The organism is Mesorhizobium sp. M0139 (assembly GCF_040322455.1).
In the GTDB taxonomy this organism is placed as follows: Bacteria; Pseudomonadota; Alphaproteobacteria; order Rhizobiales; family Rhizobiaceae; genus Mesorhizobium.
In genome coordinates, this window is the sequence record NZ_JAMYTN010000022.1 from 14157 (window position 1) to 33916 (window position 19760).

Annotated in this window: 16 protein-coding genes and 1 pseudogene; 15 read left to right on the top strand and 2 right to left on the bottom strand. The window is 55.4% G+C overall.

Going from position 1 to position 19760, the window contains the following annotated elements:
* Positions 1-217 precede the first annotated feature (217 nt).
* From NKJ58_RS27885 to NKJ58_RS27900, 4 genes are all read left to right on the top strand, one after another.
* Positions 218-448 carry a hypothetical protein gene (locus tag NKJ58_RS27885; protein WP_352558350.1) on the top strand — a complete coding sequence of 77 codons (231 nt, stop codon included), beginning with the start codon at positions 218-220 and terminating at the stop codon, positions 446-448.
* Positions 449-939: 491 nt separating this feature from the next.
* Entirely contained in the window at positions 940-1143 is a 204-nt protein-coding gene (locus tag NKJ58_RS27890) for a CsbD family protein (RefSeq protein ID WP_023673385.1), read from the top strand.
* Positions 1144-1303: 160 nt separating this feature from the next.
* Positions 1304-1483 carry a hypothetical protein gene (locus tag NKJ58_RS27895; RefSeq protein ID WP_023697507.1) on the top strand — a complete coding sequence of 60 codons (180 nt, stop codon included), beginning with the start codon at positions 1304-1306 and terminating at the stop codon, positions 1481-1483.
* A gap of 54 nt (positions 1484-1537) precedes the next feature.
* Entirely contained in the window at positions 1538-1828 is a 291-nt protein-coding gene (locus NKJ58_RS27900; protein ID WP_352558346.1) for a helix-turn-helix domain-containing protein, read from the top strand.
* Positions 1829-1919: 91 nt separating this feature from the next.
* Here NKJ58_RS27900 and NKJ58_RS27905 read toward each other — a convergent pair whose 3' ends face one another.
* Positions 1920-2129 (bottom strand): hypothetical protein, encoded by a 210-nt coding sequence (locus tag NKJ58_RS27905; protein ID WP_023746712.1) that lies wholly within the window; start codon positions 2127-2129, stop codon positions 1920-1922.
* Positions 2130-2490: 361 nt separating this feature from the next.
* Between NKJ58_RS27905 and NKJ58_RS27910 the strand changes: the two genes are divergently transcribed.
* From NKJ58_RS27910 to NKJ58_RS27950, 9 genes are all read left to right on the top strand, one after another.
* Positions 2491-2691: a hypothetical protein gene (locus tag NKJ58_RS27910; protein WP_352558344.1), complete on the top strand. Its 201-nt coding sequence runs from the start codon at positions 2491-2493 to the stop codon at positions 2689-2691.
* A 388-nt stretch (positions 2692-3079) separates the two neighbouring features.
* Positions 3080-4807, top strand: a complete 1728-nt coding sequence (locus tag NKJ58_RS27915; RefSeq protein WP_352854333.1) for a DUF6538 domain-containing protein — start codon at positions 3080-3082, stop codon at positions 4805-4807.
* 301 nt (positions 4808-5108) lie between these two features.
* Positions 5109-7397 (top strand): hypothetical protein, encoded by a 2289-nt coding sequence (locus NKJ58_RS27920; protein ID WP_352854335.1) that lies wholly within the window; start codon positions 5109-5111, stop codon positions 7395-7397.
* Between the two features lie 289 nt (positions 7398-7686).
* Positions 7687-9255: a type I restriction-modification system subunit M gene (locus NKJ58_RS27925; RefSeq protein ID WP_352854337.1), complete on the top strand. Its 1569-nt coding sequence runs from the start codon at positions 7687-7689 to the stop codon at positions 9253-9255.
* The gene (locus tag NKJ58_RS27930) at positions 9252-10433 is read left to right on the top strand and encodes a restriction endonuclease subunit S (protein WP_352854340.1); all 1182 of its coding nucleotides are present in this window, start codon (positions 9252-9254) and stop codon (positions 10431-10433) included. Before NKJ58_RS27925 ends, NKJ58_RS27930 begins: the two co-directional genes overlap by 4 nt.
* Before the next feature lie 9 nt (positions 10434-10442).
* On the top strand, positions 10443-11213 hold the full coding sequence (locus NKJ58_RS27935) for an abortive infection family protein (RefSeq protein WP_352854342.1): 771 nt from the start codon (positions 10443-10445) through the stop codon (positions 11211-11213).
* Positions 11197-14070 (top strand): type I restriction endonuclease subunit R, encoded by a 2874-nt coding sequence (locus NKJ58_RS27940; RefSeq protein ID WP_352854344.1) that lies wholly within the window; start codon positions 11197-11199, stop codon positions 14068-14070. The genes NKJ58_RS27935 and NKJ58_RS27940 overlap by 17 nt, the downstream gene beginning before the upstream one ends.
* 419 nt (positions 14071-14489) lie before the next feature.
* Positions 14490-15092: a recombinase family protein gene (locus NKJ58_RS27945; protein WP_352854346.1), complete on the top strand. Its 603-nt coding sequence runs from the start codon at positions 14490-14492 to the stop codon at positions 15090-15092.
* Between the two features lie 709 nt (positions 15093-15801).
* Positions 15802-16977 carry an MFS transporter gene (locus tag NKJ58_RS27950; RefSeq protein WP_352854348.1) on the top strand — a complete coding sequence of 392 codons (1176 nt, stop codon included), beginning with the start codon at positions 15802-15804 and terminating at the stop codon, positions 16975-16977.
* Positions 16978-17440: 463 nt separating this feature from the next.
* Here the strand turns inward: NKJ58_RS27950 and NKJ58_RS27955 are convergent, their stop codons facing one another.
* Entirely contained in the window at positions 17441-18031 is a 591-nt protein-coding gene (locus NKJ58_RS27955) for a flavodoxin family protein (protein ID WP_352854350.1), read from the bottom strand.
* A 141-nt stretch (positions 18032-18172) separates the two neighbouring features.
* Between NKJ58_RS27955 and NKJ58_RS27960 the strand changes: the two are divergent.
* Together NKJ58_RS27960 and NKJ58_RS27965 are read left to right on the top strand one after the other, a co-directional pair.
* Positions 18173-18462 (top strand): annotated as a pseudogene (locus NKJ58_RS27960) (hypothetical protein); the annotation flags it as partial.
* Positions 18463-18820: 358 nt separating this feature from the next.
* Positions 18821-19534, top strand: a complete 714-nt coding sequence (locus tag NKJ58_RS27965; RefSeq protein ID WP_352854352.1) for a hypothetical protein — start codon at positions 18821-18823, stop codon at positions 19532-19534.
* Positions 19535-19760: the final 226 nt, after the last annotated feature.

Genomic DNA, 19760 nt, shown 5'->3' on the forward strand with positions numbered 1-19760 from the left:
GTCCCAATCCTCAATCTTATAGAACTTCATAGTGAGTAGCAGCTCGCCGCGCCGCGGCGATCGAGATGGTTACGAAGCGTTTCATGAAAGTCTTGGGGTACCCGCTGAAAATTCCGGAACGCGGTCTCGAGACTGACGTACCTACCCGGCCAGATTCGTCCTAGTAGCCATTGCCGGAGTGTTTCCAGATCATCATCGTTTCGGCGCGGATGCGGGGTTGGCCGCTGCCGAGAATGTAGCTGCTCCAGCCGGTCCAGGTGTCGACGTGCGAAAGGCGGGCAGACTAGTCGATATAATCGGCGTATGTCGTGTCCTCGCGCAGTTTGATCCGGTCGAGCCCAAGCGATTGCTCGATCCACGCTTCGTGCGCCTGCTTAAGCTGCTTAAGCGCCTCGACCGTCCACGTCTTCTCGTTATCGTCGACGATCTTGTGATGAATATTGCATAGAAGGACAAGTTTCCATATCGATTGCGGTCTTCTACGGGCAAACTCGGATCGCCGCGCGGGCCGTCATCCTTCTCGGCGACGATGTGGCAGTTTCGCCGACGAGCGTGGGATCATCGGTTTCGGCGATGTCTTCCACCAGGTGTCGCCAACGTTAAGGAAAGGCGGCGCGCGGCCGCGCGACCCCATAGCACCTTTTGCACGGGTTCGATACTCCAGAGAATTGAACCGGCCTTTTCGATGAATGTTCGCTTTATGGCAATAAGGATCGATCGACCCAACGGCGAGCACCTGCATTTACTTGCGAAGCTGTTCCATAGGACCCAACGGCAAAAGGCCGGCTGTGTTCCCAAAACGGAAAAGGCCGGCGCACACAAGCGGTCGACGGGCATTAAGTTCCATTGCTAGATCACCAGCAAGCGCGCTTACCTGCAGCGGAACCTGATGGCCACTACGACCGTTGTTCGAAAGGACAACGAAAGGAGATCGCCATCATGGACTGGAACCGCGTCGAAGGAAATTGGAAGCAATTCAAAGGCAAGGTCAAGGAGCAGTGGGGCAAGCTCACTGATGATGATCTCGACCGCATAGCCGGCAACCGCGATCAGCTCGAAGGTACGATCCAGGAACGCTACGGCATTGAGAAGGATCGCGTGCGGCGAGACGTCGACGACTGGTATGGTCGACAAGACTCGTAGGCAGGACAGTTGAACCTAGTCAAATAAAGGGCGCGGTCATGAACCGCGCCCTTTTCGCGTTTTTGGCATCCGTGCGCCGTTCGGCCCGGCCTTGAACAAGCGATTTATGGGAACGTGTCGGCTTCCAGCCGCGTTGATCTCCACAATGGAGGTCGTAGCAATGTCCATCCACAAAGAAGACTATCGAACGAACAAGGCTGACTACCTGATAGCGAAAAGGCCAGATCTGGTTGAGAAGACCAAGCCGAAAAAGAAGACGTTGCGGCGTGACGATCAGCGTTCCGCAAAGTTATTGGAAAACCCCGCCGCGTTACCCGAGAGGCCGGCCTCACGCCGTTAGAAATCGCAGAAGGTCAAGAGGAACATTTTAGCGATACTGAATGTTCGACTGTCTATGGACAGCCGAACCGTACTCTCAGCAGATCAATCCAGAGCAGCACGAGCCCTACTGAACTGGTCGCGTGTGCGACTTGCCGCAAAGGCCAATCTTAGCGAAATGGTGATCAGCGATCTTGAGAACGAATTCAGGAAACCGCGTCCCCACAACCTCGCCGCCATCCGCAAAGCGTTTGAGGATGCCGGAATCGTCTTCACCGTCGAAGGCACTCCATCGCTAGCCCGCTCAGAAGGCGATAGCGGCCTCGCCGCCGATAATAGACAGTGCCGCCGGGAGAAAAAAGGATAAGGGGAAAAGCCTGTGTACCCTCCTCTGCAACCCGATCTCTAAAGCGGCCGCTGACAAGGGCGGTTGTTCACTGACTTTGTTCCGACTTCAGTCAGGCGAACCCTCCGGGGAACCTCCCTTGAGATAGCCTCTGCTTCAGGTCGTTGGCATTCAGGATGGCGGCCAGCTCTTCGGCATACTCCATGTCGGGAAGGTCGACAGATGGGTGGCCCGCTACAATAGCCGGCAGCCCGGTGAACACGTCGAACACCGTCCACGTCGCATCCGGTTCCCGCCTTACGCCGTACCGCAGAGTTGCCATGAGGGGATGCTAATGGAAGTCGGGAATATGTTGTACAAAAATGCGAGCGGGCGATCGGACAACGGGCACGCCTTTCCGGAACTTTTGCCGCTGCGACGGGTTAGGCCGGGCATAACCAGAATAGCCGACCTCGGACCGCCCATGCCCGGCAAGCCACATGACCCTGACTGGGAATTCTATGCGCGCCCCATCTGCGGCCAGCGGGTCGACCGGCGTGACTTCCGCCAGGTCATGGGGCACGAGCAACCGGACCATGAGCCGCTCGAACTGGATCAGTGAGGCAGGAAAAACTGGGCAGCCTTCATTTTTCAGTATCGAACCAGCGTTTGCGCGCCACCGCTTCCAGGCGCATGGTGCATAGATGAGCTCTATCGATCGGAAGCTGTCGGAATTGAATCACATTCAGGAGGCCTTGACTGAAGAGGCCATAATCCTGCGCTATCTCTCCGAGATTTCGCGCCAAGACGCGAAAGAGATATGCGAAGAGCTCCGCCAAATGGTAGGTGTGGCTCGCAGCAGCAACAAATTCGCGTCCATCATCACCGGCTCGTGCAAAGGCTAGGCGACGGCGGCCCGCGCCACCCCAGGAAGGAAAGCACGGGCCCGACTGTTGCTGTCTTCCATCTTCAGGAGGGCGAAGACGATGGCGTCATCGGGCAAAAACTTGGCACCACTCCACGCATGATGAGACAAGGTGCAGGTGCAAGGCATTGAGAGAAATAGCAGGAACCGAACCAATCCACAGGAATATTTTGTTGGTATTTATGTTGGTAGCAGATGCGGCTAACATTCCCCTAAGTATCTGAAAGCAAAGCGGTATTTTCTTCACTTGAATTCCGCCTCTGGGCACCATCACCCTCCTAAGGTGTTGATACAGCTGAAAAACCAGCAAAATTAAATGCTTAAGGCTACCCGAGTGCTACACAGAGGTGTTACACATGGTCCTAGCTATGAGCCGTCCAACAAAACATCGTAAGACCGGCGTTTACTGGTTCCGAAAGCGGATGCCAGCCGACATTGCCTTGTTGACCGGCCGCCGAGAAGTCAACAAGACCCTCGGAACCAAGGACCCCGAAGAGGCAAAGCGAAAGTACGCAGAGGTCCTTTCGGAGTTTGAACACGAATGGGCGCAGCTTCGGCTCGGAAATCGCTCGGTCAATGGTACCGACTCGGGTCGTCCTTCCGCCGCCGGTGTAGATGCGCTCCCACCCCGCCTCACGGACCGGGAGGCGCATCTTTTTGCCACCGCTGTGCACGACGAATGGATTGCAAGATTCCAGGAGAATCCCAGCGAACAGCTTCACTGGCACACCGAACTGTATGGAGGCATGTGGAAAAGGTACCCGTTGCCTTCAACCGATCCTGTTTCAGGAGTGGAAGGCATCGCTGATCCCATCCCGGGGACGATGCCAATCGAGAATGTCTTTTGGAAGTCGATGCGGGCCGGATGCGTAAGCAGGGCGGAGGACATCCTCGATAAGAATGGCTTCAGCGACGATCCCTGGAGCATTCACAAGACCGCACGAGCTGTTGGGGCTGCTCTACAGCGCGCCAGCTTGACGCTGCAACGGCTTGAACGCGGGGAATTTGAACCAGAAGAGGAGCCCGGGTGGCTTCATCGTCCGGCAAATGCTCAGCCAATTGACGGTCGGTCGCCGAAGACGGCGGCTGCAAAGGAGAGCACTGACGCAGCGACTTTGACTGGACTCGTGGACGGTTGGTGGAAGGAGAGCAAAGCAGCAGGCAGAAAACAGAGCACCTATGAAAGCTACAGAGACGCCTTTGCCTATCTTGTTCGCTTTCTGAGGCACAACGACGCATCAAAGGTCACGGCCAAGGATGTCATCGCGTTCAAAAACCATCGACTGAGCACACCGTCGCCGAAAACCGGAAAGATGGTTTCCGCGAAGACGGTTAAGGACAGCAATCTCTCAGCTCTGAAAGTCGTGTTCGGCTGGGGGGTCGCAAACGGACTCGTTGGTCATAACCCGGCTACCGGTGTGACCTTAAAGGTAGGAAAACCTGCTCGCCATAGATCGAAGGGCTTTTCAGATGAAGAGGCTAAAACGATTCTTTCTGGCGCGCTATCTCACGAGCGAGGGCAGGAGAATCCGAAGACGTTTGCGGCTAAGCGTTGGATTCCTTGGTTGTGTGCGTTTACAGGAGCTCGCGTTGGCGAACTGGCCCAGTTGCGAAAGCAGGATGTAACCTTGCGCGGCGACGTTTGGGTAATTCGCATTACCCCTGAGGCTGGAACGGTCAAAACCAACGAAGCCCGCGAGGTACCCCTTCATCAGCAGGTGATCGACCTTGGATTCCCGGCCTTTGTACAAGAGGCTGCAAGCGGACATCTCTTTTTGAAGGTCGATCCGCCCGAAAACGTCCGCGGGGCTCTGCGCGGCTTGAAAAACCGGCTCGCCGAATTCGGCCGGACCTTCGTGCCAGATCCGAATGTGGCGCCCAACCACGGTTGGCGTCATCGCTTCAAAACAGTTGGCATGGAAGCCGGTATCCCTCCCCGCATTCTAGACGCAATACAGGGTCAGGCAGCTCGGACGGTTGCGGACACCTATGGCGAGGTCACCCTCAAGACCATGGCTGCGGAGCTTGCGAAGTTGGGCATCTATTCACTTGACGCGGTTACGATAGCTCAAGTGGGGCATAGCGGCTTCCAGTAGTCATCCCGAAGCATGCTTCTTGGGAGTCAGCGGATTGATGCCCGCCAACGCGTAGGCACGCAGGCACTTCATCTATGTTGGCCACGCACGGACGGTGGAGATCGTTAAAGAAGGCTGCGCCATCCTTGCTTGCTCGTTCAATCGCTCGATCTGACATCGAAGAGATTCCTCGGCCTCCTTCGCCCCATCTTGCGGCAAATCGATCCAGTGAGTGCATCAGCCGAGAGCGCTGAATCCGGCGCTGAACCGCCAGCATCGTGTTTCATCGATTCCTTGGACTGGCAAAGGCCGGAGCTCGGTCATGGAGTGCTTTGGATTACCTCGCGCGGCGCTGAAGGCTGCATTTGGGCTAGGGCTATGCTACTCCATTGAGGATAACTGCAAACACCTCGAATATCGGCGCAAAATGGCAACTAGTCGTGAACGATTTTCGCTCGCTCTTGAGCGGCTCAGACCAAGCGATTGGGAGCACCTTGAGACATTGGCGTCAACATTTCTAGCGGCTGAATTCGGTACGCTGCGCACAATGGCCTCACCCGGTGGCGATGGAGGCCGCGACGCTGTTCTTTTCACCCCAGACGGGGAACCAGAGACAGTTTTCCAGTATTCTGTGACGCCGCAGTGGGCCAACAAAATCCGGGCAACCATAAAGCGTCTATCGCAGACTGCGGTTCAGACCCGTACCCTGATTTATGTAACCAACCAAGTTATCGGCGCGCAGGCAGACGGGCTTCGCAGGGATCTCAGGAAGACAAACATCCACCTCGACATACGAGACGCGTCGTTCTTTTTGGAAAGGGCTGACGAAGACGTTGCGCGCTCCAACGCAGCTGCGGCACTCGCGCGGCGTTTCGTTGACCCACTGCTCCAAGACCGGAATATCCTCTCCGATCATGGGGTGCTTGTCGGCAGAGAGGCAAACACTGCTCTTTTGTTTATTGAGATGCAGCAACAGGACGAAGCTGCAGGCAAGGGTCTGACGAGATCCTGTTTTGAGGCGCTGACCAAGGCCGCCCTACGCGACACATCTAGCGAATTGAGAATGCCGCGAAGCGAGGTGTACAAGCATGTTCAAGCCTCACTTCCGCAGCATGCGCCGGAGACTTTGGCGCGGTTCGTTGATGCTGCTTTGCACCGCTTAAAGAGGAAAGCAATCTCGCTATGGCCCGGAATTCCCGGAATTAGTGAAGACGAATTTCACATAAACCATTTGGAGTTGGAGAGGCAGAAGGACGCTGCCGCTCGTCTCTTAACTATGCACAATGCCTTTGAACGGGATGTGACCGATATTATCAGCAGCTCTGCCAGCGTCGAAGTCGTCGACATGCCGTCATTGATGAAATCCGTTCATAAAATCCTTCAGATATACTTTCTGCGTCGCGGCGAAGAATTCGCCGCGACTGTTGCTCTGAACGTTGATCCACCTCTACATGAGGACGATCTCAAGAAGATTGCCCATCAGCATTTCCCGGTTAAGGCAATTCGAGGGCGCGATGGACAAACCTTCGGATTACATGTCGTGAGTACCTTGCTGGCTACTCCAAGTGAAGGAACGCGGGGCTACCTCCGTTTGCTGTCTGACAGCTACACGTTAATGTCGTTTCTCAGTGCCACGCCAGACGTGGAGTCAGCTACCCGGAAGCTCTTCAGCAGTGGCACAATTTGGCTAGACACTGGGGTGATTTTGCCGATTCTAGCGGAAACGGTGAGCGTAGACGAGCAACCCTTTACAAACCTTTTTCGACAGGCGCGGCAATGCGGGATTCGCCTGCATGTGACATGGGGGGTAGTCGAAGAGATTGAGCGGCATTTGAACCGGTGCCGCGCCTATTCATGGAGTAACAGATGGGAAGGCGACGTACCTTATGTGTACGCGCGATACGTATTCGCAGGAGGCAAACAAGAATTCTTTCGATCGTGGCTGGAGAAATTTGTTGGTGCAATGAACCCTATTCAAGATCTAGGTGAGTTTCTTTCCGATGAATTCGGATTTCTAGTCGGCGACGATTTCGACATTTCCGGTGTGTCCGACGAAATTAGGGAAGGTCTTTCTGATTATTGGAGGGATATACATGAAGGGCGGAGGAATAAACCGGGTCAAGAATACAACATTCATATCGACCAACTAACACGGCACGATGTAGAAAATTGTTTAATCGTCATTTCCGAACGTAGAAAGGATAGAAAGACTCTATCAAAGTTGGGCAATAAAAGCTGGTGGCTAACGCTGGATCGGGCTGCATCGAGAATGTCTAGGACTCTCCGAGCGGATTTGTCTAGCGCGATTGGTCACCCCTTAGTGCTCTCACTCGACTTCCTGATGCGATACATAGCTTTTGGACCAAACCGGGAAAAGTCCTCGCGAGAGGAATGGAGTAATACACGAATCTTTGCACAGCCGCTTATGGAGGTGGTGCCGCCGGAGCTTGTCAAGGTTGCCATCGGTGTGAGGGAGTCGTCGGCGGGTCTATCTGAGAGACTTGTCAACAGGCGACTTCGTGATGCGCTTGATGTCGAGCGCGCGAAGATAGGGCCGCTTCATGACGCTGGGCTTGAGGGCGTCACGGAAGCCCTTGTAGGCAGCTATTAGCATTCTCTTCCAGAATGTGACGATCTTCTAGGACCGGAGCCTGTTCCCAGTTTGAGCGGCAATGCCTAGAAGACCAAATACCCACTGATCGGCGATGAAAGGTCGCCCGGCTCGGAACGAAAAAATCGTGTGTGCTGCGCTTGTTTTGGCGAAATCTGCCGCATGATCATCGGGTGCATACACGCAACTCGCGATCGCGCGATACGCCGATAGTTCCCGCCAAAAAAAGGGTGCATACGTTCGTGTCTTGTTCTAGGGATGGAGAATCATACAAGAGGTTGTGCAGGCTATGACGGAAGCGCAAAAACGGGAATTGGAGAAGGCGCTCTGGGGGATAGCAAACGACTTACGCGGGAAAATGGACGCTGACGAGTTCCGCGACTACATCCTAGGGTTCATCTTTTTCAAATATTTGTCCGAGCGCATCCACCTATATGCGAACGGCGTCCTAGAACCGGACGGAATTGAATTCACCCAGATTCGCGAAGGCACCGAGGAAGGTGACGACGTTCTGAATGCCGTCCGCGCCGAGGCAATCGATGAATTGGGATACTTCCTCAAGCCGTCAGAGCTCTTTGCCTCGATTGCCGAGCGCGGCACGCAAAAGGGCAATAACTTCATACTCGAGGACCTGGGACGGATTTTGGAGAATATCCAGAAATCGACCATGGGCGCCGCGAGCGAAGAGGATTTCAACCATCTATTCGAGGATATGGATCTAGGGTCGACGAAGCTCGGACGAACAGTTAACGACCGAAATGAGCTGGTGGCCAAGATTCTTGTCCGCCTTCGAGGTCTCGACTTTCGACTCCGCGAACTGAATAGCGACGTATTGGGCGACGCCTATGAGTATCTTATTGGCAAGTTCGCCAGCGGTGCTGGGAAGAAAGCGGGAGAGTTTTACACCCCGCAGCAGGTCTCAACCATCCTTGCGCGAGTTGTAACCACGGGAAAAGAGCGGCTACAGACCGTTTATGACCCTACGTGCGGTTCAGGATCTCTATTGCTTCGAGTCGCGCGGGAGGTTGGCCTTCTGAATGTTGGCAGCTTTTACGGTCAGGAGCTGAACCGAACGACTTATAACCTCGCCAGAATGAACATGATCCTCCACGGTGTCAGCTATAGGAAGTTTGACCTTAAGCAGGAAGATACACTCGAACGACCACAGCACGACGGTATGAAGTTTGAGGCTGTTGTCGCTAACCCACCTTTTTCGGCGAACTGGAGCGCGAATCCTCATTTCTCGACGGACGACCGGTTTAGCACCTACGGTCGCTTGCCGCCCGCCTCCAAAGCGGATTTTGCCTTTATTCTGCATATGATCCACCATCTAGCCGACAACGGCACAATGGCGGTGATCCTCCCCCATGGAGCATTGTTTAGAGGCGGCGCGGAAGGGGAAATTCGTAAGATTCTCGTTGCGGAGCGCAACTACCTCGACACTGTGGTCGGCCTTCCTGCCAATATATTTTATGGCACGGGCATACCGACTTGCATCCTGGTATTCAAGAAGTGTCGCGAAGCGTCGGACGACATTCTGTTCATCGACGCCAGTCGGGACTTTGAGAGAGGGAAAAATCAAAATACGCTACGCGTTCAAGATGTTGACAGAATTATCGCCACCTACCGCGCGCGAACAAGCGAAGAACGCTATAGCCACGTGGTGCCAATCACAGAAATCCACGAGAATGACTATAACCTCAATATCCCTCGCTATGTAGATACGTTCATCGAAGAGGAACAAGTCGATCTCATCGAGGTGCTGGGGGAATTAAGAAAGATCGACAATCAGCTCAAAGATGTGGATCAACGATTGGCGGGCTTCTGCCAAGAACTGGGGTTGGAGGCTCCGCTTTGAAGCCTGACCGTGTCCACGTTCCGAGCTTGCGTTTCCCCGAGCACGTAGATCCATGGGTGCCATCCAATGGTGGAGACGCGTTCACCCAGAGACGCCAGCGCGGCGAAGAAGGTTTGCCGATCTACTCAGTGACGCTTGAAGGCGGAATGGTGCCTCGAGATAGCTTGGATAGAGAAATCAGCAGCAATGCTGATGACGAAGCGAACTTGCGCGCCAACAAAAACGACATGGTCTACAATATGATGCGGATGTGGCAGGGAGCCGTCGGCCTCGCTCCTGTCGACTGCATGGTCAGTCCCGCATATGTCGTGCTCATCCCTAAACAGGTCACCTCGCCGCAGTTCTTCAAGCATTGGTTCAAGCGATCCCGTTCGATCTATTGGCTTTGGGCATATTCCTATGGCCTGACAGGCGATCGCCTACGTCTATATTATAGGGATTTTGTCAAAGTTCCTATGCTTCTGCCCTCACCCAGTGAGCAACGGAAGATTGCGGACTTTCTCGGCGCCGTTGACCTGCGCACAGAATTACTGCGAAGTCAGCTCAATGCCTTGAAGAGATACAAGCGTGGACTAGCGCAGAGCCTATTCTCGCAAAGACTGCGTTTGAAGGACGATGGTGGCCGCGATTTTCCGGATTGGGAGCGAGCGCCGCTTAGCGAAATGGTCGGCCGCCCGTCTGAGCAATTCAATCCAGGCGAAACGTCAGAAAGGCCTTTTGTTATAGAGCTTGAGAATATCGAGTCTGGGTCGGGACGGATAATTAACGGCAGCGCGCTTGCCGATCAGCAAAGCATGAAAGTTGCGTTTAAATCCGGCGATATATTGTTCGGAAAGCTTCGCCCCTATCTAAGAAAGTTTTGGTTGGCAGACAGGCCGGGCGTTTGCTCGTCCGAGATTTGGGTTTTGCGCCCTCGAAACGTGCAATCGAGCTACCTCTATCAATTTGTACAGACGAATATTTTTATCCGTGTGGCGAACCAATCTTCCGGCTCAAAGATGCCCCGTGCGGATTGGAGTGTGGTGGGAAAGATGCCTGTGCCGCGCCCTCACGCTGATGAACAAAGAAAAATTGCCGATTTCCTTGGAACGGTTGATGACAGACTCGCCGGTGTAACGGCCAAGATTGAAGCAATGCAGGCTTTCAAAAAAGCTCTACTTCAAAATATGTTCATTTGAGGTAGTAGCATGCAGCGCGCAGTGAAATTGATCAAATCGTATGAGTCGCAATTTCCCGACTGCATCTATTATGTGCCCTTGTTTGGGAAGGCTAGGCGCAATATCACAAGGCATCCAGATATCTGTATTGAGACATGCAAGGCATTGCTGGAAGGTATATCAAAGACCATCATTATGGGTTTGGATGATAAGGCGTCGATTGATGACCTAAACAAAAAGGACGTAGAGCCTTTGGTCAAAGCGGCCGCGAAACTGTTGCGTGCCAACGATGATATCGTTGAAGATCACTTCGTGAATCGCGTTGGTGGACTTGCACATTCTCTTGGTGCGCTTCGCAACGCCCGCGGGGATATTTCCCACGGCAAGGCCGTCCCGAAGCAAGAAAACAGCAGCGATCACTTTGCGCGACTTTGCCTACAGATGACGGACGCCGTGGCCTTCTATATGCTCAAGTCCTTTTTTATGACACGAACGCTTTCGGCAAAAAGCCTTGACCTTGACGGGCAAGGTGTCGAGAAGCTAGGCCCGCCGGTGTTGCCGGGGGGCATTCCCGACATACCCTACGAAGCCAACGCTGAGTTCAACGACTGGCTCGATCAGAAAAATCCCCTTTTTGGCAAGCTACTTTACAGCGACGCGCTCTACCGCCTTTACTACGAGGACTATGTGCTTGAGTTGCAGGCTTACACCGAGGATCTGGAATCCGATTTGGATTTGGAATTGGACGACCTTGAAGATCGGCTCGACGCTGTAAGAGATGACAATGGCAACACAGAGTGAAGCGCAGCTTGAGCAAAGTCTTGTTGCGCGGCTCAGCGCGCGTGGTTGGGAGCACGTGGCATTCAAGGATGAGGCAGCGCTCGCGGCCAATCTCAAAGTGCAACTGGAAGCTCACAACAAGCTGACGTTAACAGACGGTGAGTTCGCCCGCGTCCTCAACCACTTAGACAAAGGCAGCGTGTTTGATCGAGCCAAGACGCTTCGAGATCGATTTCACCTGATCCGTGAGGATGGTTCGAGCGCTTTCATTGAATTTATGAATACCCGCCAATGGTGCCAGAATCGCTATCAGGTTGCCAACCAAATTAGCCAAGAGGGGACCTACTCGAACCGCTATGACGTAACGCTATTCGTCAATGGCCTACCGCTTGTCCAAATCGAGCTGAAACGGCGGGGTCTCGAGCTGAAAGAGGCATTCAATCAGGTCAACCGTTACCACCGACACAGTTACGCATCTGGGCGGGGTTTTTTCCAATATGTCCAGATTTTTGTGATTTCGAACGGTGTCAACACTCGATATTATGCCAACAATCGCAAGCAAAGTTTTAAGCAGACGTTTAACTGGTCCAAGGAAGACAATGAACCGCTCAACCAACTTGGGGATTTTGCGGACATATTTTTAGATAAATGCCACATCTCGAAGATGATTGCCAAGTATACCGTTCTTCATGAAGGCGACAGGCAGCTCATGGTGCTGCGCCCCTATCAGTTCTACGCGGTTGAGGCGCTCGTTGATCGCGTTAGGAACAGCGTCAACGGCGGCTATGTCTGGCACACAACGGGTTCAGGGAAGACGCTCACAAGTTTTAAGGCCTCTCAAATCCTCACGGAGATGGCTGACGTTGAAAAGGTTGTGTTTGTGGTCGATCGTGCAGATCTCGACTATCAGACAACGCGAGAATTCAATGCTTATAGCGAAGGGAGCGTTGACGGCACTCACAACCCTAACACGTTAGTCCGGCAATTTTCCGACGAGCATACGCCTTTGATTGTCACGACGATCCAAAAACTTAATGCAGCGATTTCGAAGGCACAGTTCCTCGAGCGTATGGAACCTCTGCGAGCTCGTCGTTTCGTATTCATATTCGATGAATGTCACCGATCGCAATTCGGCGAGACGCATCGGCGCATTACCGGTTTCTTCAGGAACTTTCAGATGTTTGGCTTTACCGGCACGCCAATCCTTGAGATCAACGCTAACAAGAGTGAAGCCATCGCGAGAACCACCAAGGACCTGTTTGGTGAGTGTCTTCACCAGTACGTTATTACCGACGCGATCCGAGACGAAAATGTACTTCGTTTTTCGGTCGAGTATTGGGGCAAATTGAAGCGTCGCGACGGATCACTAATTGACGAGAAGGTGGCGGGCATCGACACTCGCGAGTTCTTCGAGAATCCTGACCGCATCGAAGGCGTCGTTGACTGGATCATCGTCAACCATGATCGTAAGACCCACAATCGAGACTTCACGGCGATGCTCGCCGTGGGCAGCGTCGATGCTCTGACCCAATACTACGACCTTTTCCGTGCAAAACGGGAAGCCGGGCTGCATGACCTCCGGGTGGTTACGGTATTTACCTTTGTGGCAAATGAAGACGATAGGGATGCTAACGGGCTCATCGCTGAACCGGAATTTGATATAAGCACCGAGGCCCCTCTTCATCCCCACAGCCGAGACAAGCTGCAGACATATATCGCCGACTACAATTCAATGTTCGGCACCAGTTTTTCGACGCGGGACGGCCAAAGTTTCTACAACTACTATAAGGACATAGGAAAGCGCATCAAAGAGCGGGAACGCGAGAATTTTAACGACAGAGATCGCGTTGACATCCTGCTTGTCGTGGCAATGTATCTAACTGGCTTCGATGCGAAAAAAGTTAATACCCTGTACGTAGATAAGAACCTGCGTCACCACGGTCTTATTCAAGCCTATTCGCGCACGAACCGTGTGCTCAACGAGGTCAAATCGCAGGGAAACATTGTCTCGTTTCGAAACCTGAAGAAGGCAACGGACGAAGCAATAGCCTTGTTTGCGGACAAAAACGCGAGCGAGACGATCCTTATTGAACCCTATGAGGAGCAAGTTAAAAAATTCAACGAGGCGATCAGGGCTCTTTTTGATGTCGCCCCCACTGTAGCAAGCGTCGACAGGCTACCCGATGAGGTCGCGCGCCTTAGTTTCGTGCGAGCGTTCCGGGAACTTGCACGCATTAAGAATGTCCTGTCGGCGTTTACTCAATTCTCATGGAATGACTTGGACATCGACCTTCAGACGTTCGACGACTTCAAGAGTAAATATCTCGATATCCACGACCAGAATCGCAGAAATGACGGCCAGGAGTCCGCATCGATTATCAACGATATCGACTTTGAGCTAGAGCTTATTAGGCAAGACAAAATCAACGCGGCCTATATCCTTCAACTTCTCAAAGACGTAAATAGCGCGTCAGGCAGTCAGCCTGATAGGCAACAGCGGCTGGCAGATATTCTCGATATGGTCAGATCTGAGCCGTCCCTTCGTAGCAAGCGAGAGTTGATAGAGAAATTTATCAAGCATAATATGTGGCATAGCGGCGAGGGAGACGATGTGCATATTGCTTTCCGTCGCTATTGGGAAGATGAACGTGAGAAAGCGCTGAGCGCGCTTTGCGTGTCAGAAGGCATTGGCAGGGCTCATCTCAATCATTTGCTTGAGCTCTACAATTTCACCGGCCAGACCCCGCAGCGCGAGGATGTGGTAGGGGCGCTGACGGTCAAGCCAAGAATTCTTGAACGTCGTAAGATTGTTGACCGCATCATCGACAAGATGATGTCGGTCATCCGCGTGTTCGATATCGACACCGGTGACATTTGAGAATTTGAAGGGTGCGACAGCCAGCCGAAGTGCATTGAGCTGTCGTGTTCTGCTGAAAAGCCACCCAGCAAGCCATCGCATCTGAAGTGTCAAGGGATAGCGGGTTCACGCCTTGCGTCGCGTGTGGCCACTGGTGGCCTTCTATCGGTCATGATGCCGAATGGCGGTTCAGACTGGTCCGTCCAAGTGACGCCGTTCCACGGCCCTGACGCATCAGCAAGACGCCTTGCGGCCAGGAGACATTTTGATGAGCGGCAAGCCGAGTTGCACCCTCAGTTCGGATCCCTGTCGATAAGCGTCTCATCAGGGTATACCCCGGCGTTACGTAACACCGTCGAGCCCCGCGCCTGTAACATCTGGGTTGACATCGACTATTTGTGACAAGGTAGCGTTGAGCTTAAACCTTGAGGTGACAGGCTATGGCTCGCATTGGTTACGCTCGCGTCAGCACAATTGATCAGGATCTCGAAAGCCAGCACACCAAGCTGAAGGCCGAAGGTTGCGAAATCGTTCGTTCGGAGAAGGTGTCGGGTGGAAGTCGCGACGGGCGCACCGAGCTAGCCACCGTTTTGGACTTCCTACGGCCAGGCGATGAACTTGTGGTCACAAGGCTGGACCGCCTCGGCCGCGATACACGCGACGTCCTAAATCTAATCTACGAGTGTGAACAGAAGGGAGCGTTCGTCACGGTCCTTGACCCGCACGTTTCGACAAGAGGTGAGATGGGCCACATTGTGCTTACGGTTCTTGGGATGGTCGCCCAAATGGAGCGCCGGTTCATTAAAGAGCGGCAGCGTGACGGCATCGAGCAGGCCAAACGTAATGGCATCTACAAGGGTGGCCAGCAGCGCTTAGATTACCACCGTGTGATCCAACTCCACAGTGACGGGGTCAAACCCACCGAAATCGCGAAAGCTGTTGGCTGTTCTCGAATGCAGGTTTACCGAATTTTGGACGGGAGAGCTAAGCTTCAAAGTGAACCAATCGACCTAGCGCAGCAACGCTCAGCGGCCCTTGAATGACCAGAATGGGGCCGGGAGCGGATCGGCAGCTCACTGGCCGTTACCGAACTCGCTACTCGTCCATCCAAAACCGTTTCTCTGCAAGCCGGACGTTGCACCGGCGCACGGTTGTCGCGGGCAAGCGCCAGGGAGCATCCCGACCGGTTCTGGGCTTGCGCGGCGGCGGGACCTTCGAATACTGGCTGCATCCGCTCGGCCCGACGCTTCTGGTGGGCTCGGCGCTGCACGGCCTACGATTATGCGCGCGAGGCCATGTTTATGACAATTCGGCGAGCGACAGCATCTTCCACGCGGGGGACGCCATTGCTGGAAAGCGCAGTTCATGCGCGAGATCAGCAATGTAGCTATTGAGGCGTTGCTACAGCTTACGCAAAGGCCTCAACCGCTCTTGCTTGCTGGCTTTCCAGCAGTTCGGTGGCGTGATCGCTCGCATGCCAGCGTCGCACTCGCCCGATGCAAACCGCGATGAGGCCGCTGACTGGTTTTCGATCGCGCTCTGGGATGGTCCGGCGATGACGACGCAGTGTTAGCGCGGCGCGCGACCTCTGGAATGAGGTCAGACCCTTCTCAACCGGCGGCGTCTATGCGAACAATCATCCATGATGAGGGGACGAGAGCGTGCTTGATGGCTATAACCCCATATGCGCCTCGCCGCCATGTAGAAGCAATACGACCCGGCCAATTCCGACTGAACCAACCTGGGGGAACCGTGCGCAGTCGCTGGACGATCCTTGCTGTCTTGTTTGTCGCCCGTGCCGCAATGGCGTTTCAGTTTCAGAGCGTTGGCGCCATTGCGCCTCTTATCAGCGATCGCGTAGGTGCGAGCCTGGCCGACATCGGCATTCTGATCGGCCTCTATCTTGCGCCGGGAGTCGCATTAGCCTTGCCTGGCGCGACCATCGGCCAGCGCTATGGCGACAAGGCGACCGTTCTCGCCGGGCTCTTGATGATGCTATCGGGTGAGCTGGTGATGATGGCTTCGACGTCCTGGAGCTTGCAGGTCGGGGGTCGACTAGTCGCCGGTACAGGCGGTGTCCTCCTGAACGTTCTGATGACCAAGATGGTCGCCGACTGGTTTGCCGGCCGCGAGATCGCAACCGCCATGGCCATCTACATCAACTCGTGGCCAGCGGGCATCGCTATCGCTCTCATGCTATTGCCGGCAATCGGGACGACGTACGGTATGACCGGCGTGGGCATTGCCGTTTTGGTCATGATTGTCGCCGGCTTCGTCCTCATCGCGTTCGTCTATCGCGCGCCGGAGGGATCGCCTACCCGTGGTATTGAACGCCGCGGCATTTCGGCCGGGATCACCTTCGCGCTCATCACCGCCGGCCTGATCTGGTGCCTCTACAATGTCGCCTTCGCAATGGTCTTCAGCTTCGGTCCCTCGATGCTTGTCGAGCGCGGTTGGTCCAGTTCGGCGGCGGGCTCGGCGATCAGCGTCGTGCTTTGGCTGGCTGCACTTTCGGTCCCCCTGGGTGGCTTGCTGGCTGATCGCAGCAAGCGCGGGGGCGCGGTCCTCACCGCGGGCTGTGCCGGCTTTGCGGTTCTGGTCCTCCTTTTGTCCCGAAGCGGATCGGTGCTGCCCCTCGCGATTGCCATGGGGATCGTGTGCGGGTTGCCTGCCGGCGCGATCATGAGCCTGCCCGCGCGCGTGCTCGATCAAGGGACCCGATCGGTCGGAATGGGGGTGTTCTACACCATCTATTACGTCGGCATGCTGGCCGCACCGGCGATCGGCGGAAAGCTTGCGGTTTGGGCCGGCACTGCGACGGCCGCGCTTAACTTCGGCGCTGCCGCCCTGCTCATCTGCCCTCTGCTTCTTTGGTCGTTCCACCGGATCAGCCGCCTGCAGAAGCCCATGGTGGCTCCATCCAGGTGAGGCGCTAGCCGCCGATGATATCGCGACATCCAGCTAGCCCCAGTTCGCGGTACGACGGATTCTCTGGACTACCATGGCAGTCCATTCCAGCAGCACGTAGCGCATCACTAAGGCACTCCGCGAACGCCGGAGCACAAAACACGCCCATAACTGGCAGTTACAACGGAACGATCGGATGCAGTTCGATTTCCCGCTCGGCAGCGGCCCTCGCTCCACCGTCGGGACGTACCATCGCGATTACCGGTGGAAGGCGTTGACCTGCCAACGCCGAACATCGCGGCGATGTGTCTATTCGGCTTGTAGACCATACGGCTTCGTGACCCCGTCTCTCAGGCCGGCGCAGCTTTTATCCTCCTTGCTGCTGGTATAGTGTTGGCTAACCCGCCACAGGTCGGCAGGCTGCAGCGCGGACCAGCTGAGCAACGACTCTCGCACAGAATACTGAGCAAGAGATGTGACGGCATCACCTGCTCCCGACCCACTGCCGGATCTCGTCAGCCAATTGACCGAGAACGCCTGTCGTACCGGCGGGGAGCGGGTCTGGAAACCGTTGCTCGGGATACGCGAGCGTTCCGCCCAGATGGACCGGCTCGACACAAGGCATCTCGTGCTGTTCGAAAAGTTTGACCATGTTGTCCGCGCATTGGCGCACACTCGGATCGTCCGCGGGATCGCTGGCTCCGTTGACGATGACCGCTCCGAGTTTCCCTTTGAGCTGTTGTCCGTCGCGCCACAGGGGATCCGATCTGTTGAGCAAGACGACGCCCAGGGCCGGCGGCATCCCGAAGCAGGTGGGAGTAGCCATCAGCATCACGTCCGACCCTTTCATGAGTGACAGAACACGATCGATCCCGTCACCGTGGTATCCGAAGGTTTGATAACACTGCTCGCACCCGAGACAGTCGATACGCTCATCGGCCAGACGCACCTGTTCCACGACCTTCACCCGCCGATCTCTCTCGAGCGAGCGAAGAACCTCGCCGAGCATCCGCCCTGAGTTACTGGACGCGCGTGGGCTACAGTCTATTCCAACGATGGTCGTCGCTTTGTCCATGTGAGGATCCTCGTGCGCGGCACGAACATGATCGGAGTGTGACGCGAACAACATCTTCACCTCCGAGGCTACTGTGCACTAGCTGCACTCTCCCTTGCAACCGTCATCACGATACGAGGTGGCAAGAGCGGCGGTATCGAAGCGGCGACGGGCTATCGCACTGGCTCGAACCGATGGTCGGCAAGCTTGGCGTTCTGGACGGCAAAGGCGTTCCGCTTTTCAACGGCGGCGATCATGATCCGACGCTGCCGGGTCTGTGGTTCACGGGAATGCGGCCAAATGTTCGCGGCTGTTTCGCCAACGCCAGGATTCAGGCACGCGCCATTGCAAAGGCCATTGTCACATCGCCGCGGCGCGAAACGCGCCAGCAGCGACAAGAAACACCACCACATCCACGACGGCATCCGCCAAAAGTGCTGACCGGTATTTGATATCGCCGGACGGGCCATGGCCAACGCGCTCTCGGCAGTGGCGCCGGGCGCGTTGCGCGTCGGTGTTCGACGACGGGCAGAATGTTACTGCGCTTAGTCGCAACTGCCGCAAGCGTTCCGCTGGCTGTGCATCGCCCGACTAAGGTCTGATCGGTATGGGACTTCAGTCGCGCAAAGGGCCGGTACGCTCTACGATTCCGAATTTATTGTTAGATTTCAGAGGCTTACAAGAGCTTCGCAGTCGTCAGTCGCTCATTGCAACAAGCATTTATCTAAAGTTCCTTCAGTCGGATTAGGAAACTCTTATAAGCCGCTCTATAACGAATCGGCGAGGTGGCTACTGCCCTGAGGAGGTACCATGACATCCCGAAATACCCTTTTGGCGGCGCTTGCCGCGCTTGCGCTAGTGACCGCTCCTGCTTTGGCTGGCGCGGGTGGAAACGGTGGTGGTCACGGCAATGGCGGTGGTCACGGCAATGGCGGTGGTCAGGGCAATAGCGGCAAGTCCGGCAACAGCGGCGGGAAGTCCGGCAACAGCGCTTCGCACGGCAAGTCGGCATCGGCTCACGCCGGAAAGAAGGCCTCGGCCGACGACCAGGTCGCCGTCGACGACATTGAGGTCGCCGCGACGCCTAAGGACAAGAACATTCACGCCAAGCTTGGCCGGCTGAACTCGCTGCAGCGCAACATCAACGCATATATGAACTCCAAGAGCAAGAAATTCGCTGGCATTCAGGCTTATGTGACAGCGTCGGCGGCCGCCAAGGGTGCCCAAGCCGCGGTAGATGCAGCCCAAGCCGAAGTCGACGCGTTGAACGCCAAATTGAACGACCCGAATACTCCGGCCGACCAAGTCCCGACCCAGGAGCAGATTGACGCAGCGCAGGCGGCGCTCGATGCCGCCAATATAGCGGCGGCCGATGCTGCTGCCGCCGTCCCATCGCTGGATGACGCGCTCGCCGATATGGCCAACAAGCCGGTCGACGCCAAGGTCACCGAATGGGCCAACGGCGTGCTTGCCGAGAAGATCGACGAGATGGCTGCCAAGCAGACTCCCGCGGCAACGCCGTAAGGCGGTCACAGCCGAGCGATCCTAGCCGAACGTCCAAGCCGCCGGGTCACACCCCCGGCGGCAGGGCGACGACGAGCTTGCCACCTTATTCTCCTCTTTGAGGGCGACCCCCAAACAAGCGGAGTCGCTACCGACGCGTAGGAACAAAAGTGCCGAAATACCGTGTTGAGGAGATCGCAGCCGATGCCGTGACGGCCACCCACACCGTCAATGCGAAAACTCCGAT

Bases quoted from the DNA above. Each gene is read 5' to 3' on its own strand.
- NKJ58_RS27935 (WP_352854342.1), top strand. From the start codon at position 10,443: ATGCAGCGCGCAGTGAAATTGATCAAATCGTATGAGTCGCAATTTCCC.
- NKJ58_RS27900 (WP_352558346.1), top strand. From the start codon at position 1,538: ATGGACAGCCGAACCGTACTCTCAGCAGATCAATCCAGAGCAGCACGA.
- NKJ58_RS27965 (WP_352854352.1), top strand. From the start codon at position 18,821: ATGACATCCCGAAATACCCTTTTGGCGGCGCTTGCCGCGCTTGCGCTA.
- NKJ58_RS27895 (WP_023697507.1), top strand. From the start codon at position 1,304: ATGTCCATCCACAAAGAAGACTATCGAACGAACAAGGCTGACTACCTG.
- NKJ58_RS27955 (WP_352854350.1), bottom strand. From the start codon at position 18,031: ATGGACAAAGCGACGACCATCGTTGGAATAGACTGTAGCCCACGCGCG.
- NKJ58_RS27915 (WP_352854333.1), top strand. From the start codon at position 3,080: ATGAGCCGTCCAACAAAACATCGTAAGACCGGCGTTTACTGGTTCCGA.
- NKJ58_RS27920 (WP_352854335.1), top strand. From the start codon at position 5,109: ATGGAGTGCTTTGGATTACCTCGCGCGGCGCTGAAGGCTGCATTTGGG.
- NKJ58_RS27940 (WP_352854344.1), top strand. From the start codon at position 11,197: ATGGCAACACAGAGTGAAGCGCAGCTTGAGCAAAGTCTTGTTGCGCGG.
- NKJ58_RS27925 (WP_352854337.1), top strand. From the start codon at position 7,687: ATGACGGAAGCGCAAAAACGGGAATTGGAGAAGGCGCTCTGGGGGATA.
- NKJ58_RS27910 (WP_352558344.1), top strand. From the start codon at position 2,491: ATGAGCTCTATCGATCGGAAGCTGTCGGAATTGAATCACATTCAGGAG.
- NKJ58_RS27890 (WP_023673385.1), top strand. From the start codon at position 940: ATGGACTGGAACCGCGTCGAAGGAAATTGGAAGCAATTCAAAGGCAAG.
- NKJ58_RS27945 (WP_352854346.1), top strand. From the start codon at position 14,490: ATGGCTCGCATTGGTTACGCTCGCGTCAGCACAATTGATCAGGATCTC.
- NKJ58_RS27905 (WP_023746712.1), bottom strand. From the start codon at position 2,129: ATGGCAACTCTGCGGTACGGCGTAAGGCGGGAACCGGATGCGACGTGG.